This is a genomic window from Halonotius roseus (assembly GCF_006861655.1).
Classification (GTDB): Archaea; Halobacteriota; Halobacteria; order Halobacteriales; family Haloferacaceae; genus Halonotius; species Halonotius roseus.
Window position 1 is genome coordinate 198,328 of sequence record NZ_SESI01000001.1, and the last position, 15,723, is coordinate 214,050.

Annotated in this window: 20 protein-coding genes, 1 tRNA gene and 1 pseudogene; 13 read left to right on the forward strand and 9 right to left on the reverse strand. The window is 63.0% G+C overall.

What is annotated here, in order from left to right:
- Positions 1 to 126 precede the first annotated feature (126 nt).
- The 9 genes and pseudogenes from EWF95_RS01060 to EWF95_RS13375 all read left to right on the forward strand — a co-directional run.
- A pseudogene (locus EWF95_RS01060) lies at positions 127 to 417 on the forward strand (diphosphomevalonate decarboxylase); the annotation flags it as partial.
- A gap of 68 nt (positions 418 to 485) precedes the next feature.
- Complete coding sequence (locus EWF95_RS01065; protein WP_142442133.1) at positions 486 to 674, forward strand: CbtB domain-containing protein; 189 nt, start codon at positions 486 to 488, stop codon at positions 672 to 674.
- Positions 675 to 676: 2 nt separating this feature from the next.
- Positions 677 to 1,396, forward strand: coding sequence for a CbtA family protein (locus EWF95_RS01070; RefSeq protein WP_142442134.1), 720 nt, complete (start codon positions 677 to 679; stop codon positions 1,394 to 1,396).
- Positions 1,393 to 1,740, forward strand: a complete 348-nt coding sequence (locus tag EWF95_RS01075; protein WP_142442135.1) for a (2Fe-2S) ferredoxin domain-containing protein — start codon at positions 1,393 to 1,395, stop codon at positions 1,738 to 1,740. Before EWF95_RS01070 ends, EWF95_RS01075 begins: the two co-directional genes overlap by 4 nt.
- Before the next feature lie 282 nt (positions 1,741 to 2,022).
- Positions 2,023 to 3,183, forward strand: coding sequence for an NAD(P)/FAD-dependent oxidoreductase (locus EWF95_RS01080; protein WP_142442136.1), 1,161 nt, complete (start codon positions 2,023 to 2,025; stop codon positions 3,181 to 3,183).
- Positions 3,184 to 3,224: 41 nt separating this feature from the next.
- Entirely contained in the window at positions 3,225 to 4,577 is a 1,353-nt protein-coding gene (locus EWF95_RS01085) for a DEAD/DEAH box helicase (RefSeq protein ID WP_142442137.1), read from the forward strand.
- A 92-nt stretch (positions 4,578 to 4,669) separates the two neighbouring features.
- Positions 4,670 to 5,788 (forward strand): aminopeptidase, encoded by a 1,119-nt coding sequence (locus EWF95_RS01090; RefSeq protein ID WP_142442138.1) that lies wholly within the window; start codon positions 4,670 to 4,672, stop codon positions 5,786 to 5,788.
- A 70-nt stretch (positions 5,789 to 5,858) separates the two neighbouring features.
- On the forward strand, positions 5,859 to 6,515 hold the full coding sequence (locus tag EWF95_RS01095) for an SIMPL domain-containing protein (RefSeq protein ID WP_185911656.1): 657 nt from the start codon (positions 5,859 to 5,861) through the stop codon (positions 6,513 to 6,515).
- A 25-nt stretch (positions 6,516 to 6,540) separates the two neighbouring features.
- On the forward strand, positions 6,541 to 6,714 hold the full coding sequence (locus EWF95_RS13375) for a hypothetical protein (protein ID WP_185911657.1): 174 nt from the start codon (positions 6,541 to 6,543) through the stop codon (positions 6,712 to 6,714).
- Positions 6,715 to 6,753: 39 nt separating this feature from the next.
- Here the strand turns inward: EWF95_RS13375 and lrp are convergent, their stop codons facing one another.
- Positions 6,754 to 7,212, reverse strand: a complete 459-nt coding sequence (gene lrp, locus EWF95_RS01100) for an HTH-type transcriptional regulator Lrp (protein ID WP_142442140.1) — start codon at positions 7,210 to 7,212, stop codon at positions 6,754 to 6,756.
- 291 nt (positions 7,213 to 7,503) lie between these two features.
- Here lrp and EWF95_RS01105 point away from each other — a divergent pair, with 291 nt between their 5' ends.
- Positions 7,504 to 8,391, forward strand: a complete 888-nt coding sequence (locus EWF95_RS01105; protein WP_185911658.1) for a methyl-accepting chemotaxis protein — start codon at positions 7,504 to 7,506, stop codon at positions 8,389 to 8,391.
- 21 nt (positions 8,392 to 8,412) lie between these two features.
- Here the strand turns inward: EWF95_RS01105 and moaA are convergent, their stop codons facing one another.
- A complete protein-coding gene (gene moaA / locus EWF95_RS01110; RefSeq protein WP_142442142.1) occupies positions 8,413 to 9,438 on the reverse strand; it encodes a GTP 3',8-cyclase MoaA in 1,026 nt (341 codons plus the stop codon).
- A gap of 174 nt (positions 9,439 to 9,612) precedes the next feature.
- Here moaA and EWF95_RS01115 point away from each other — a divergent pair, with 174 nt between their 5' ends.
- Positions 9,613 to 9,990, forward strand: a complete 378-nt coding sequence (locus tag EWF95_RS01115) for a 6-pyruvoyl trahydropterin synthase family protein (RefSeq protein WP_142442143.1) — start codon at positions 9,613 to 9,615, stop codon at positions 9,988 to 9,990.
- Between the two features lie 2 nt (positions 9,991 to 9,992).
- Positions 9,993 to 10,772 (forward strand): hypothetical protein, encoded by a 780-nt coding sequence (locus tag EWF95_RS01120; protein WP_142442144.1) that lies wholly within the window; start codon positions 9,993 to 9,995, stop codon positions 10,770 to 10,772.
- Positions 10,773 to 10,872: 100 nt separating this feature from the next.
- On the opposite strand, the gene EWF95_RS01125 is transcribed toward EWF95_RS01120, so the two are convergent.
- The 4 genes from EWF95_RS01125 to EWF95_RS13380 form a co-directional block, all read right to left on the reverse strand.
- Positions 10,873 to 11,067 (reverse strand): cold-shock protein, encoded by a 195-nt coding sequence (locus EWF95_RS01125; RefSeq protein ID WP_021040194.1) that lies wholly within the window; start codon positions 11,065 to 11,067, stop codon positions 10,873 to 10,875.
- A gap of 162 nt (positions 11,068 to 11,229) precedes the next feature.
- Positions 11,230 to 11,889: an HAD family hydrolase gene (locus EWF95_RS01130; RefSeq protein ID WP_142442145.1), complete on the reverse strand. Its 660-nt coding sequence runs from the start codon at positions 11,887 to 11,889 to the stop codon at positions 11,230 to 11,232.
- A 45-nt stretch (positions 11,890 to 11,934) separates the two neighbouring features.
- Complete coding sequence (locus tag EWF95_RS01135) at positions 11,935 to 13,272, reverse strand: ATP-binding protein (RefSeq protein ID WP_142442146.1); 1,338 nt, start codon at positions 13,270 to 13,272, stop codon at positions 11,935 to 11,937.
- A gap of 107 nt (positions 13,273 to 13,379) precedes the next feature.
- On the reverse strand, positions 13,380 to 13,526 hold the full coding sequence (locus tag EWF95_RS13380; RefSeq protein WP_185911659.1) for a hypothetical protein: 147 nt from the start codon (positions 13,524 to 13,526) through the stop codon (positions 13,380 to 13,382).
- Between the two features lie 572 nt (positions 13,527 to 14,098).
- Here EWF95_RS13380 and EWF95_RS01140 point away from each other — a divergent pair.
- Positions 14,099 to 14,677: an archaellin/type IV pilin N-terminal domain-containing protein gene (locus tag EWF95_RS01140; RefSeq protein ID WP_142442147.1), complete on the forward strand. Its 579-nt coding sequence runs from the start codon at positions 14,099 to 14,101 to the stop codon at positions 14,675 to 14,677.
- Between the two features lie 168 nt (positions 14,678 to 14,845).
- Here EWF95_RS01140 and EWF95_RS13385 read toward each other — a convergent pair.
- From EWF95_RS13385 to EWF95_RS13390, 3 genes are all read right to left on the reverse strand, one after another.
- Positions 14,846 to 15,024: transfer RNA gene (locus EWF95_RS13385), tRNA-Trp, on the reverse strand.
- Positions 15,025 to 15,095: 71 nt separating this feature from the next.
- On the reverse strand, positions 15,096 to 15,320 hold the full coding sequence (locus EWF95_RS01145; protein ID WP_142442148.1) for a DUF5795 family protein: 225 nt from the start codon (positions 15,318 to 15,320) through the stop codon (positions 15,096 to 15,098).
- A 101-nt stretch (positions 15,321 to 15,421) separates the two neighbouring features.
- Positions 15,422 to 15,568, reverse strand: a complete 147-nt coding sequence (locus EWF95_RS13390) for a hypothetical protein (protein WP_185911660.1) — start codon at positions 15,566 to 15,568, stop codon at positions 15,422 to 15,424.
- Between the last annotated feature and the right edge of the window lie 155 nt (positions 15,569 to 15,723).

Sequence of the window (15,723 nt, forward strand, 5' to 3'; positions counted from 1 at the left end):
GCGAAGCGAGTGAGGAGCGCAGCGAGCGCGCGGTCGACCGCAGGGAGACCGCGACTCCCTCGAACGGCGACCAACGGGAGCCGTGAGAGCCGCGGGAGCCGATAGCGGCGAGGGCTTTCTGTCAATATCGCCGAACACGACTCGCTGTCGCTGACGGCGGCGACGATGACCGGCCCCTCAGGGTGGGTCTACTGGCAGCCCGAGACGATTGCGGTCTTCAACGCTGTTCGGGAACTCCGCAAGGAGGGCGTCGAGGTCTACTTCTCGACTGACACGGGCGCAAGCGTCTACGTCAACACGACTGAGGAGTACGTCGATGAGGTCGAAGCTCGCATCAGCGACATCGGGATCGAAACCGACGTGTGGGAGGTCGGTGGGCCGGCACACATTCTCCCAGAGAGCGACGCGCTGTTCTGAGTTCAGTCGCAGCATCCGCGGAACCGCAACCTTTACAATCTGATTTTCAAAAGGCAAAGTAGACTTTCATGACCCCCGAATCCGACACGGTCGCCGACCGGATCGACACGGCTCGCGCCGAGATCGCGCCGACGACAGCTCTCGGGATCTTCGGCTTCGGCGCGGCGATCACGTTCACCCTCCTCCTGTTGCAGGAGCCGCTGGCCCACGAGTCGCTGCACAACTTCCGGCACGCCGCCGGGATCGTCTGCCACTGACGATGTTTTTCACCTATTTCAAGCGTGGCCTGCTGGCCGGCGGGGTCGCCGGCCTCGCCTACGGGCTGTTCATGGCAGCCGTCGCCAACCCGCTCGTGGGCTATCTCGAACACGCCCAACACGGCCACAGCCATGCGCCAGATGGCGGCTCCGTCATCGCCGAATCGACGACCGCACTCGTCAGCGTCGGCGGGGGCCTACTGTGGGCGCTCTTCCTCGGCGGCTGCTTCGGGATCGTGCTGTATTTCCTCGAACCAGCACTGCCCGGTCGCGGCGCGGCGAAAGGGTTCGTCCTCGCCGCCAGCGGATTTTTGACGATTTCGGTGACGCCATGGCTCGTCCTCCCGCCGTTCGCGCCGGGAGCCGAACAGGCGTTGGCAACGAGCACTCGGTTCGCGCTCTACGCCGGCCTCGTCGCGCTCGGCGGACTCATCGCCGCGAGTAGCGTCCTCGCCTACAACCGCATCGAACCGCGCGGTCGCGCGCTTGCGGTTGTTGCCGGCGCGACGCCCGTTGTCGCCGCGGTCGTTGTGCTGTCACTGGTGTCGCCGACGCTGGTCAGCCATCCGGAACTGTCGGCCGATCTCGTCGCGGCCTACCGCGCGATGGTCGTTTTGAGCCAGGGGTCGATCTGGCTGCTCATCGCGGCGACGTTCGGTTGGCTCCAGCGACGGACGCCGTTCGAATCGACAACGACCGAGCCGACCCAGCCAACGCCATGAAGGATCGAACTGCCGACCACCGCGAACGACTTGACGCTCACGTCCTCGTCTGTACGAACAACCGCGAGGAGTACGACTGCTGTGCGGACGCAGGGGGCGAAGAAACGCTGGCAGCAGTCAAAGACTGGCTCCGCGAGCGCGACGCGTTCTGGTCGTCGGTGTCGGTAGTCGAAACGGGCTGTCTCGGCCTCTGTAGCGAGGGCGGCGCGGCGATTGCGATCCAGCCGCGCGACGAGTGGTATTCCGATGTCCAGCCAGAGGACGTGCCCGCACTGCTCGAATCGGCCTTCGGGCCGGAGGCTGACCAAACAAAAGTCGCACCGGCCCAGTCAGCCGACGACTAACGACAGCCAGCCAACCGACCTCCTGGCGGACTGAAAGGGCGAGACGCTATCGACGAACCCCGGCGACGCAAGCACCGCAACGAGCGAAGCGAGTGAGGAGCGCAGCGAGCGCGCGGTCGACCGCAGGGAGACCGCGACTCCCTCGAACGGCGACCAACGGGAGCCGTGAGAGCCGCGGGAGCCGATAGCGGCGAGGGCTTTCTGTCAATACTTGGCCTCAACTACTACATCACACACTACATCTAACGCCATGTTCATTCGGCTGGCTCCCCAACCGTAGGTATGCACGTCGTTGTTCTCGGAGCCGGCTACGCAGGTGTCACCCTCACCCGCAAGCTCGAAGACGCCCTCCCACCGGAAGTAGACCTCACTATCGTCGACGAAGCCGACGACCACCTCGTCCAACACGAAGTCCACCGCGTCATCAGACGGCCCTCGATCACCGACGCCATCGAAGTCCCGCTGGCGTCATTGTTCGACCGCGCCGAAGTCATCACCGCCCACGTTAAGGGCGTCGATACCAACGCCAACGAGGTCGAACTCGACACGGACGAAACACTCAGCTACGACTATAGCGCGCTCTGTCTCGGCGCGGAAACCGCATTCTACGATCTGCCTGGCGTCGAAGAACACGGCCTCCCGCTGAAATCCGTCGCCGACGCCGAAGCGATCCGCGAGCGTGCACTCGACCTGTTCGACGGCGACGAACCGGCGTCAATTGTCGTTGGCGGCGCGGGGCTCTCTGGCGTCCAGGTCGCCGGCGAACTCGCCGCCCTCGCCGACGAAGAGGGAGCCAGCGACCACATCGACATCACGCTGCTCGAACAACTCGATTCCGTCGCGCCCGCGTTCCCCGAAGCCTTCCAGGACGCGGTCGCCGACGAACTGACCAAGCGTGATATCGAAATCCGCACCGAAACGGCCGTCACCGAAGCGACCGACTCGACGGTCGCCACGCGACACGAAGCCACCGGCGAGACCGACGAACTCGACGCCGAGCTGTTCGTCTGGACGGGCGGCATCGCCGGCAGCGACGCAATGGCCGGCGACCGGCCGGTCGTCCGACGCGACCTCCGGCTGACGAATTCGACGTTCGCGCTCGGTGACACCGCCCGCGTCGTCGACGCCGACGGCGAGGCCGTTCCTGCCAGTGCGTCCGCAGCGATCCGCGCCGCCAACCCCGCGGCGGAGAACATCGCCAAACTCGCCAAATGGGAACTGGCAGACAGCGAGGGGTTCGAACCCGAACTCACGCCGTTCCGTTTCAATGTCCCCGGCTGGATCGTCTCGGTCGGCGACGGCGCGGTCGCACAGGTCGGCCCCGAGGTCGTCACCGGCAACGCGGCCAAGGCTCTGAAAGCCAGCGTCGGCGCGGGATATCTGAGTTCGATCCACGCAGTCCAGAAGGCGACCGAGTTGGTCGGCGAAGAGCTTGAGGCCTGAGAGCCGGAGTACATTTACCGCCGCCGCTGCGACCACCCATCGTGACGATCACGCTCGGCTTCGAGGACGGCACGCTCCGGATCGAGAGCGACCGCGAGAGCGATCCTGACCGCGAGAGCTTGCCGGGCGTCGAAGCCGACCCACGAAGCGACACGGCCCGCGCGCCGGCTCACCATTACGCGGCGATCCGCGACGTACTCCGGGCGGTCGATGCCGATGTTGACGACACAGTTCTCGACACCGAGCCCGTCTCGCTGGCGACGAGCTACGAACTCCGGGAGTACCAGCAGGACGCGCTGGACGCCTGGCTCGACAGCAACCGCCGCGGCGTGCTTGAACTCCCAACCGGCGCGGGCAAGACGGTCATCGCGCTCGCGGCGATGGCCGCCTGCGACGAGCCAACCCTCGTTGTCGTCCCGACTATCGACCTCTTGGAGCAGTGGCAGCGCGAACTCGAAAGCGAATTCGACGCCCCCATCGGCCGGCTCGGCGGCGGCGAACAGCGCGTCGAAGCCGTCACCGTGGCGACCTACGATTCGGCGTACCTGCGGGCCGACGAACTCGGCGACCGGTTCGGGCTCGTCGTCTTCGACGAAGTCCACCACCTCGGCGCGGAGGGCTATCAGGATATCGCGCGCCTGCTGGCCGCACCCGACCGCCTCGGCCTGACAGCAACGTTCGAGCGGCCGGACGGGGCTCACGAGACGGTGGCCGACCTCGTCGGCTCCCGCGTCTACACCATCGACACCGACGAACTGGCGGGCGATCACCTCGCACCCTACGATATCCGGCGGATCGAAGTCGAACTCACCCCCGAGGAGCGCGCCGAATACGACGACGTACAGGGGACGTTCGTCGATTACGTCCGCAGTTCAAATATCAACTTCACCAGCGGCAGCGACTACCTCCAGTTGGTCAAACGCTCCGGCAACGATCCCCAAGCCCGCGAAGCGTTGCTCGCCAAACAGCGGGCCCGCGAGATCATGATGAACGCCGACAACAAACACCGCCAACTCGGCCGGATTCTCGACCGCCACCGCGAGGATCGGCTCATCGTCTTTACTGCTCACACCGAGCTTGTGTACGACCTTTCGGAGCGGTTTCTCATCCCGGCGATCACGAACGAAACAAGCGCGAGCGAGCGACGTGAGATCCTCGAACGCTTCCGCGAGGGCGAGTACAGCCGGATCATCACCGCAAACGTCCTCGACGAGGGCGTCGACGTGCCCGACGCAAACGTCGGCGTCGTCCTCTCGGGCAGTGGCAGCGAACGCGAGTTCACCCAGCGACTCGGCCGGATCCTCCGCCCGAAAGACGACGGCGGCCGGGCAATTCTCTATGAACTCGTGAGCAGCGAAACCGCCGAGGAGCGCGTCGCCCAGCGGCGACGGTGACGACGTGGCAATATGGCGACGTGGCGGGGATGTCGCCGCGGCGACAGCGAGTCGGCGGTGAGAGTTTTATCGCTGGCGACCCCGCGGTCGGTATGGACGAGCGAATCCACGAACACGCCGCCGTGTTGGTCGACTGGAGTGCCCGGATCGATCCCGGCGACAACGTCGTCGTCAGCGTCGCCGAGGGAGCCCACGAACTTGGTGTTGCCGTCGCCGAAGCCGTCGGCGAACGCGGCGGCACCCTGCTCGCTGTTAACGACTCCGCGGAGCTCTCTCGGGCGTATCTCCAGGGCCGAGCCGCGGGCAACACCGACTTTGACGACGCGCCAGCCCACGAACTGGCGATGCTGGAGGCGACCGATGTCTACCTGCGGCTTGGTGGCGGCCGAAACACCGCCGCAACCGCAGACGTGCCATCCGAAACCCGGCAGGCCGCCCGGCGTGCTCGAACCGAGGTTCGGGAAGCGCGGCTGGCGACCGACTGGGTCTCAACCGTCCACCCGACCCGATCGCTCGCACAGCAGGCCGGGATGTCGTTTGAAGCCTACCAGGATTTCGTCTACAATGCTGTGCTCCGAGACTGGGAGTCGCTGGCCGACGAAATGGCCCAACTCAAAACGATTCTTGACGAGGGAGAGAGCGTCCACATCGAAACCCCGACGACCGATCTCCGGCTGTCGATCGAGAACCGAACCGCGGTCAACAGCACGGCCTCGGTCGCCGACGACTCCCACAATCTCCCCTCCGGCGAGGTGTTTACCGCGCCAGCCGACGCCAACGGAACGATCACCTTCGACCTGCCGAGAACCGTCGATGGGACGCGACTGGTGAACGTGGAGTTCACAATCGAGAACAACGAGGTTGTCGACTACGCGGCCGACCAGGGCGAGGAAACGCTGGGGGAGCTACTGGAAACCGACGACGGAGCCAGCCGCCTCGGCGAGCTTGGGATCGGGATGAACCGTGGCATCGATCGGATTACCGATCGGATCCTCTTCGACGAGAAAATGGCCGAGACGATCCACCTGGCGATCGGTCGGGCCTACGACGCCTGCCTGCCGGACGGCGAGACCGGCAACGAGTCGGCGATCCACGTCGACCTTCTGGCCGACATGAGCACCGACAGCCGTCTCGCAGTTGACGGCGAGGTAATCCAGCGTAACGGTAGCTTCCGGTGGGAAGAGGGGTTCACGGAGGAATCAACGGGCTGAGCGGTGCGGATACGGGCTGAGCGGTTGGGTCGCCGCCGGATTCATTACCCGCTCGGCCGACCGTTGGGGTGTGACAGCACGAACCGTCACGACGACAGCGTCGGCGACGCAGGCAGAAGCACCCGACAGCGCGACGGTCGCGGTCACCGCTCTCGGGGAGGGTGCCTCAGCAGCCCGCGCCCGCGAGCGGGCTCGGAACCGCGCGGCAGCGATACGGACAGCGATCGAGGCGATCGCCGAGGTGACGATCGAAACGGTCGACCACCGGGTCACAAACAGCGCGGCCGCCTTCGATCCCGAGACGGATGCCGCGTTTCGTGCGGTCGAGGAGTGCCACATTCGGTGTGAGCCGGCGGCGGTTGAGGCGGTCGTCGTCGAGGCGACCGATGGCGGCGGCGGGATCGATCACGTCCAGTTTTCGCTCACGGACACGACACGGGCGGAGCTACAGGATGCGGCCATGACAGCCGCGGTCGATCGAGCCCGCGAGAAGGCCGAACGGCTGGCGGCCGCCGAGGGGCTTGCGGTCGGCTCGGCTCAGACGATCACGACCCAACCCGCCCGGCCCGGCGGCGAGGCCGTTGACAACGCCTGGGAATCGGATCCGGCTGTCCATCCCGCCCCGATCAGCGTCACCGAACGGGTCGAGGTCGCCTACGAACTGGTCGCCACCGAGTCGACAGCAGCCGCGGCGACGGCGGCGACCGACGACAGCGGCAAAGATTGATACGCTTCTCGCGTCACGTTGTAGTATGGCTGTGGCCGGCATCTGTGAGCACTGCGAACAGCGGCCCGGAGCGTTCAGCTGCCGTCGCTGTGGCGCGACCGTCTGTCGACTCCACTACGACGGCGAGCTGGATCTGTGTGCTGACTGCGCCGACAAGCGGACGGCCGACGGTCGGCGTGGCGATAGCTTCCGGCTGTGAGTGACGCAAAAAATCGGTGCCGGGAGGGGAACCGCGGAGCTATTCGGGGATATCGAGTTCGAACTGTTCGTTGTCCTTGACAGCGTTGAGGACGACGCTGGTGTTGGACTCGCGGATGTCGACATCCTCCAGGAGAGATTTGATCTGGTCGTTCATATCGTCGGTGTCGTCGAACTTCCCGATGGCGATGATGTCGTAGTCGCCGGTCGTCTCGTACACCGAGATCATCTGCTTTTCGGCCTCAAGCTTGTTGGTGATCTGGGGGAGCGCGCTCCCCTCGACTTTGAGATGCATGATCGCGGTCACATCGTAGCCAAGGCTCTCGTAGTCAACGATCGGCGAATACCCCTCGACGACGCCGTCGGCTTCGAGATCCTTCAGATGGTTTGAGACGGTTGTCACCGACACATCGAGTTCCTCGGCGAGGCTCCGGAGGCTGGAACGCCCATCGCCGAGCAGGGAATTAATCAGCTTCTCATCAAGATGTTCGTGGGCCATACCTCCCACGAGATAGTTTGCATTATTAAATTTACTGGTATTAATCTCCACATCCGCATAGCGGTTTCCGGTCGGAGCCGAGAATACGACAGAAGATTCAGCTCAGCGGTGAGCGGATCCCGATCACCAGCACCGACACATGTTCGATCGGAGAGAACACGCCCACGCGGCCAGCGGGCGGCTGCCGACAGCTACTCACGGCCGGTGCTGTCGCTCCGTCAATCACTGGCGGCCGACCGACAACGACAGCCGGTCACAAGATTAAATATTCCATGCGGTGTTGCGATGACAATGTCACGATCTTCCGACGGAGAGACGGTTGAAATCGACAAGGCGTCATTTACACAGCTACAGGATCTGATCGCGGAACTGGAACAAAGCGGCCAACAGCTCGGCGACATGCTGGCGGCGAACAACGATGTGATCCAGGGGTATGCACCGACGCTCAACGAGATCAACGACGAGGTCTCAAATCTCACAGCGACCATCGAGGAGATCGCCGCCACGGTCAGCGATGTCGACGAACAGGCCGACGAGGCCGCAACCCTCGCCGCACAGGGTGAGGAATCAACCCACGACGCCGTCGAGGCGATGCACGATGTGACCGACGCCTCCGAGACGGTCTCCTCTGAGATCGAAGACCTCCAGGAGAAGGCCCACGAGATCGACGCGATCGTCGAGGTGATAAACGGGATCGCCGACCAAACAAACCTGCTGGCGCTCAACGCCTCAATCGAGGCCGCCCGTGCCGGCGAGGCCGGCGACGGGTTCGCGGTCGTCGCCGACGAGGTGAAGAATCTCGCCGGGGAATCCCAGGAAAACGCCGAGACGATCGAGGAGATGATCAACGCGATTCAGGCCTCAACCGAGGAGACCGTCGACAGCTTAGAGACCATGCACGACCGTATCGACACCGGGATCGACGAGATCGAGACCGCAGCCGACAATCTCGCAGAGATCAACGACAGCATCGACGATGTCTCTGCGAGTCTGCTGCAGGTCTCGGATGCGACCGACGAGCAGGCCGAAAGCACCCAGGAGGTCGCCTCGCTGATCGACGAAACGGTCGAGGGGATCGACGACGTTGTCGATGCGATCGAAAACACCGAGGATGCAGCCGAGACCCATCAACAGGATATCGTCGAGATCAGACAGCTCGTCGACGACCAGATCGAGTGAGGTCGACAACAAATAGAGAACTCAGTCGGCGGTCGGCGGCGAGGAGAGGTAGTCGTCGTTGACGACCCACTCACCATCCTCGTTGCGCACCATGTACTCGCCGTAGTAGGGAACGCGGTTGGCGACCGTCTCGCGGAACGTCTCGCGGATCTCCTCGCGGCTCATCTCACCCATCGATCGGAGGTCGTCGTTGCGATTCAAACAGCCCTTGAGGTAACCCTCGTGAGTGACGCGCACGCGATGGCAGTTCGCACAGAACGTGGGGTTTTCGACAGGGTCGACGATCTCGACCATCCCGCCGTTTGATTCGTCGATCTGCTCGTCGGCCGCGGCGTCGTCGCCGGCGATCCAGTAGCGCGTCCGGTCGTGCATCTCGCGGTGTTCGATACGCGCGGAGATGTTGGCCAGCCAGTCGTGGACGCGCTGAATATCGATATTCCACTCCGGGTTGCCCGTGAGTTCTGGCATATACTCGATCAGCTGGAGCCGGAGACCGTCGTTGTTGGCGGCGTGCTCGACCATCCCCTCGACGTAGCCCGCGGTGTGTTTGAAGACGACCATGTTGAGCTTGACCGGGGTGAGGCCAGCGTCGACAGCGGCCTCGACGCCCTCCAACACCTGTTCGTAGGCACCGGATTTCGTGATCTCGGCGAAAGCGTCGGGATCGATCGCGTCCTGTGAGACGTTGACGCGGTCAAGGCCGGCGTCTTTGAGGGCTTCGGCGCGCCCCGGCAGAAAGGTGCCGTTGGTCGTCATCGAGACCTCCATCGCCTCGGGCGTCCGGCGGATGATTTCCTCTAGATCCTGTCGCAACATCGGCTCGCCGCCGGTGAATTTGACCTTCCCAACGCCGAACTCCGCAACGACCTCCAAGAAGCGAACCACATCGTCGGCGGTCATCTCGTTGTCGTCGGGTTCCATCGGGCCGCGCGTGTCGCCAAGCCCCTCGTTGTGACAGTACACACAGTCGAAGTTACACCGGTCGGTCAGCGAGACGCGGACACCGGTGACCTCCCGACCGAACTCATCTTCGAGCGGCCCGTCCATATCCGAGCCTCCATCGCTGTCACAATTAAGTTCGGGGGTAGATTCGATGACAGCGTAACAGAAATTGATTTCACAGCGTGGGACAGTATGGATATTTCGTTACACACCACGAGCCGTACTGGGTGTGTGAGCGTCAGTCACATCTTTTATCGGCGGTTCAGCCCTGGAAGAGGTATGTACACCGTCTCGGTAACCCGGAGCTTCGTCGCCCAACATTACCTGACCGTTCCGAACCCCGGCCCGGAGGGGGAGCTCCATTCCCATCAGTTCACCGCCGAGGTGACGTTCCGCGGCCCGGAGCTCGGCGAGTACGGCTACCTGGTCGACATCGACGCGGTCATCGACGCTGTCGAGGGCGTCGTTGAGACGTTTCGAGATCAGACGCTGAACGAGCTGCCGGCCTTCGAGGGATTGAATCCGAGTGCCGAGCATTTCGCCCGGATCTTCGCCGACCGCCTCACCGACCGCCTCACCCCGGAGCCGGGGACGGAGCTCACGGTCGCACTGCAGGAAGACGACGTGGCAACCGTCAGCCACACCGAAACGCTGTGAGAATGGATACAACTCGCAGCCGACTCGCCGTCGGGATCCTTATCGCCATGCTACTGACGACCAGCGGCCTCCTCCCACTCCCGATCGCCGCTTCGCCGTACGAAACGACGCCGCCGGCACCCTATCTCCACCAGGCGGTGCCCGACACCAGCGATCGATTCGATCGGCTGACCGCCGAATACGGCTTTAACCCTGACGATGCTGTCGACGCCTCGTCGTTGCCGCCGGCGAGCCGCCAGGTCGTCGAGCGAACGGTCGCTGGCTCGCCGGATGCCGATGGCTGGTACCGCTATGAGCTGCCGGTGTGTGTCGACGGCGTGCTTGTCTGTGATTCGGCCCGTGAGCCGCCGTCGGCGTTCACCTACGGAACCGCCCCGCCCGCGGAGATCTTCACCATCGTCGCCGTCGACGGCGATCAGTATCTCTTCCAGACCGGTGTCCAGCCGGGTGCCGATACGACCGGTGATCTTCGCGGGCAGTCGGTCGGCATCTACACGTGGCTGGCCGGCCTGCTCCCGCTGGGCGTTCTCGTCGGCGCGGCGGCCGTCATCGGCCACCACAGCGATCGGCGGCGCGTCGCTAATCTCGTGGTCGGCCTCGGTGGCGTCGTCCTTGCGGTCGGTCTCGTGGTACCCTATCTCGTCGTCACCGATGTGGTCGCCTACGACGCCATCGCGTGGCCGCTGTTTGGGGCGGTGCTCGGTGCCGTTGGCGTCGCCCTCGTCGGGGTCGCATGGCTCGCGGCAGGGTATGCGGGAACGACAGGCACAACACCCTCGTAGGCGACGGTACTGTCAGCGTGATGTCGATAGCCGGTGCTCGTCGGCGTGAAAAATGAAAGAAAATCGGTAGTTGTCTGTGTCTGTAAGCGGCGAAACCGACTTACAGGCGGGTCAGGTTCGAGGCCCGCGGGCCTTTCGGGGACTGCTCGATGTCGAACTCAACGTCCTGACCCTCTTCGAGGTCCGGGCCGCCGACGTCTTCCATGTGGAAGAACACGTCGTCGTCAGCATCGTCAGTATCAATAAAGCCGTAACCGCCAGTGTCGTTGAAGAAGTCAACCGTACCGTTTGCCATTGCAACTTATCGGAGCGGCGATACGGATATAAGCGTTGTGAAGCACGGATCCGTGGGGCAGCCCCGCCGATTCCAGTACACAAGCGTGTATTGACACCGATCAGAAGCGTGCATTGACGCCGATCAGGCGTCCGTTGACACGTCAGAGAGTGTTAACGCCGATCAGGAGCTACAGACGCGGTGGAGATCCTCAAGGGAGTCGATATCCCAGGTCGGCCAGACGTTGAGATCCCAGTCGGTGCGGTGGGGCCGGCGGATGAACGCCGAGTCGATGCCGGCGTTTTCGGCGGCCTTGATGTCGGACTCGTTGTCGCCGACGAACAGCGCGGAGTCGGCGTCGAGGTCGGCCAGCGCGCACTCAAGATAGTGCGGATTGGGCTTCCGGAGATCCAGGCTTTCGACGGTCGCCTCCCGGCCGTAGGCCGTCTCGAAGAGGCCACCGATCTCGAAGTGTTCCAGCAGGAAATCGACCGTCTCCTGTTGGTTGGAGCTGACGATACCGCAGGTCGCATCAAGCTCGTCTAACACACCGAGATCACCGTACGGCGTCTTGCGGCCGGCACGGGCTTCGGCCTGTTGGGCCCCAGACATCGTCTTATCGCGGACGCGCCAGAAGGTGTCAGGCTGTAGGTCGTAGGCCTCACACACGTCGGCGACGCTGCTGGGGGTCGCGCCGATCGTCATATCCTCGATGTGATCCGGGTCGGGGTCGCTCACGCCAAACTGTTCAAACGTCTCCTCGGTCGCCGAACGCAGCACGTCAAACCGGGTACGGCCAACAAGGACACCGTCGTTGTCAAACACGACAGTATCATAACTCATGGTTTTGTTACCGGGGCCGCCGGCATAAGCGTTTCAGTCCGATTATCAGGAGCCAAGCTCCTCGATCGCTGTCTCGACGTCCTCGTTTGTCACGGTGTCCTCGCGTTTCAGTGCCGAGCGGGCGGCCTCAGTGGCGACCTGCTCCATATCGGCCGCCGAGAGCCCCGTTGAGGCCTCGGCGATCCGCTTGGCGTCGAGGTCGTCGGCGCGGGGAGCATCGAGATGCGTATCAAAGATCGCCACGCGGGTTTTCGCGCCGGGGTTGCCGACCTCGATCTGCACCGACAGACGGCCGGAGCGCAACATCGCGGGATCGATCTGATCGCGGCGGTTTGTCGCCGCGACGATGACGATCCGGTCGTCGCTTTCGTTGATCTCGCTGACCTCCTCAAGGAACTGGTTGACCGTCTGGGTCTGATCTTGGTGTTGGTTCGCGCCGCCGCGTTCCGGGGTCAACGCGTCGATCTCGTCGATAAAGACCAGACAGGGCTGATGTTGGCGGGCTTCATCGAAGAGGGCGGCGACGTTTTGGGTGCTTTCGCCGAGCCACTTCGAGATGATGTCCGCGCCTTTGACGCCGACATAGTTGATCCCCAACTCGCCGGCCAAGGCCTTCGAGAGATAGGTCTTGCCGGTGCCAGGCGGCCCGTGGAGCAGAAAGCCGTTTTCGACCGAGAGCCCGTATTTGGCGTACTTTTCGGGCTCCCGGAGCGGCTCGATCACGCGTTCTTGGAGCTTTGTTTTGACCGACTCCATGCCGGCGACATCGTCGAAATCGATCGCCGGTGGGTCGGAGACATACTGGGTGCCAACACCAGCTTGTTCAGCGCCGCCCGGCGATGCGTCATTTTGGCCGGGTTCCGGCTCCTCCCCGCCGGCGGAGTGTTCCTCGGTGGGATCGGGTGTCGCGTCGTCGGCCTGCGCTGTCGAGTTCTCGGGAGATGACTGGCTGTCGCCGGTGTCTGTGTCGGTTGTCGACGGTCGATCGGGGCGCACATCCGGTGAGAGGCCGGGGATACTGGTGACGATATGCGGCCGGTAATCCCGATGGGCCGTATCATCAAGGGTCAGCGAGCCGGCCGTCGAGGCGAGAACGAGCCCCCCGGCAGCAAGGCCGCCAAGGCCGACCGCCACCAGCGGGGGGTACTGCAACACCACGGCCGTAGCGGCGACAGCACCGCCGATACCGAGGACAACGACGGTCGTGTAGATGACACCGACAGCCGGCCGGCGGCTGAAGGCATCGCGGACGCCGTAGCCGACCGTGCTCCACAGCCCGACAGCCACGAGCCACAACTCTGTGGCCCGACGGATGAACAGCCGGTGGCGCGGCTCGGTGGGTGAGTCGGCGGTCGCGTCGCCGTCTGGCTCCTGTTGACTCATTGCTGGTGTCGGGGCGAGGTTCCGTGAACTTCGTTGATGCCGATACAATCAACTGTTGATAGCCGCCGACTAAAATCTCTCCCTCAGGAATCGGGGTAGTGTTCAGATTAGTGCGATTGGATTGCGAACACCTCGAAAGCCCCCAGCGTCTCGACCACCGAAAGACTCGCTAACGCTCGTCTTTCGAGGTTCTGCTCGCTTCGCTCGCAGAACTCCCGGGACTCGCTGCGCTCCTCGTCGTTCGCGTTGCTCACTCCTGCGGTGCTTACGTCGTCACCAGAAATCAGAGATTTCTGGTTGGCTCACGAGAGCGCAGCTCTCGTGAACGTCCGGGTTCGCCGAGACGCCGGCCCCTTTCAATCCCACCCGGGTCGACAGGTCAGTCAGCTGCAGTCGGGCGGGACTGAAAGGGGCGACACGCTGGCGGACGGCGGGCGACATAAGCACCGTAGCGAACGCAGTGAGCGAGGAGCGCAGCGATCCCCCCGACGCCAGCGCGTCGGGGCTTTCGAAGCGGTTCCTATTTCTCTGATTTATCTGAACACGACCGAATCGGTGTCAGCTAGCGTCGTCGACAACAGGGTCGCTCCCGTCCCGACGCAAAACAGATGCTGTCTCTTATCTGGGCTGGATCAACGGACAGTATCAAAACAAAAAATAGCTGTTTGGCGCGATGTGCCCGCTTCGAAAGGACTTCGTCATCGGTTTTGACGACTACCAGCCCACTCTAAATATCTAAGTTGATAATTTTGGAGCCACATTTAATGACCTCCTGACTGCAGATACAGGTATCGCCGTGCCTGTTCCGGGGCGGCGTAGTCACACTATGTCCGAACCAGCGGCCCGTGGTCAAGTCGGGATCGGGACACTGATCGTCTTCATAGCGATGGTGCTCGTTGCGGCGATCGCCGCCGGCGTCCTGATCAACACGGCCGGGCTGTTGCAGGCACAAGCCCAGGCGACCGGCGAAGAGGCAACCGCCGAGGTCAGCAACGTTATTCAGCTCAAACACGCGATCGGCGAGGAGACCACGAATAATGGTGAGATCGACGTGTTGAATGTGAGTATGCGGCTCACGCCGGGGTCGGATGCGATCAATCTCAGCGAATCGTCCTACACGCTTGAGGTTGATGGCAATGCGACCGTTGTTAGCGGCAACGATGCCACAACCAGTGGGATATCCTACTATGCTATCCAGGGAATAGCTGACAACGAGAACACGACCTTGGCAGATCAAAACGACCTCATAACCGCGCAGTTTGATCTCACCGAGATTCAGGGCGTGAGTCAACTCGATGAGCGAACCAAGGTCAGATTCGTTGCGATCGCCCCGGATGGTGGCACGACCTACAAGGAGTTCCGATCACCAAACATGATCGCCAACGGGGAATCGTACATCCTCTAATGGTTTTACCGTCCTACGATTCAGGCACGCGTCGATAAGTAGTTGCTCGCAGAGAGGTTGGATCTGAAACGATAGAGGTTCAAATCAAGGTGTGGAATCTGTATCAGTGAAAGCTAAACCGACAACAGCCACTCTGTGCGGTCAAATTCGGCTTCGCAGAAGTCCAAGTGGGGACGGAGGGATTTGAACCCCCGATCGACTGATATCTCCGGTACGCGCCTCGGAACTCCAGAGGGTCGTCATCGCAAGCCGATGATCAGTCGGCCGCTCGGTATATCAGTCTGGAGTGTCGTCCCGGGCGCGTGGCCTCTGGAGTCAGTCGCCATGCCTGGCTTGGCCACGTCCCCTCGCCAGCATCTTACCCGAACCACAGTAAAGGGGTTTCGGTCGCCACCGCCGACCCACACGCCGGGGGCGACTACTCGGCCTCGCTGTCGTGCCACTCACAGTCCTGGCACTTGTAGCCGGTGACAAACGACGTGACGCTCGGCATATAGCCAACCGTCAACACGTTGCCGCCACAGTCCGGACACTCCCGATCGGCGTCCTCGATCTCGGTTGCTTCCATCGGCGACTCCCCTTCGATCAGCTCGGCCAGCGATTCGGCGGTCACCATGCGCCCCTCAACGACGCGATTGCTCATATCGATCCGGTAACGGCGGCGACACCAAAGACCTGTCGTGGTGCAGAGAGCAAGGCCACCGACACGGCCGGTCGTCGCGTCCGAGCTGTGGGAGTCCCGCCTCAGGCTTCGACCCAGATCGTCTCAATCCCGCAGTTCGGACAGTCGTGGAGCGTCTCTAATGGCTCATCGTCGTCAGTTGCCTCCTCGTCGTCGACCGACGCGGTCGCTGTGTCACCGCAGATGAGACATTCGAATTCGACCTTCATGCGTCGATACTACCCATTCCCAGCCGATATATCTAACTCGATTGCTGGACAGCGACGACAGACTCACCGACGGGTCAGTATCAGGATCGATTCGGGGTGAGCCGATCGGTGAGGCGATCGCAAAACCTGATGCTGCACGTCCCGGATCCCGATTG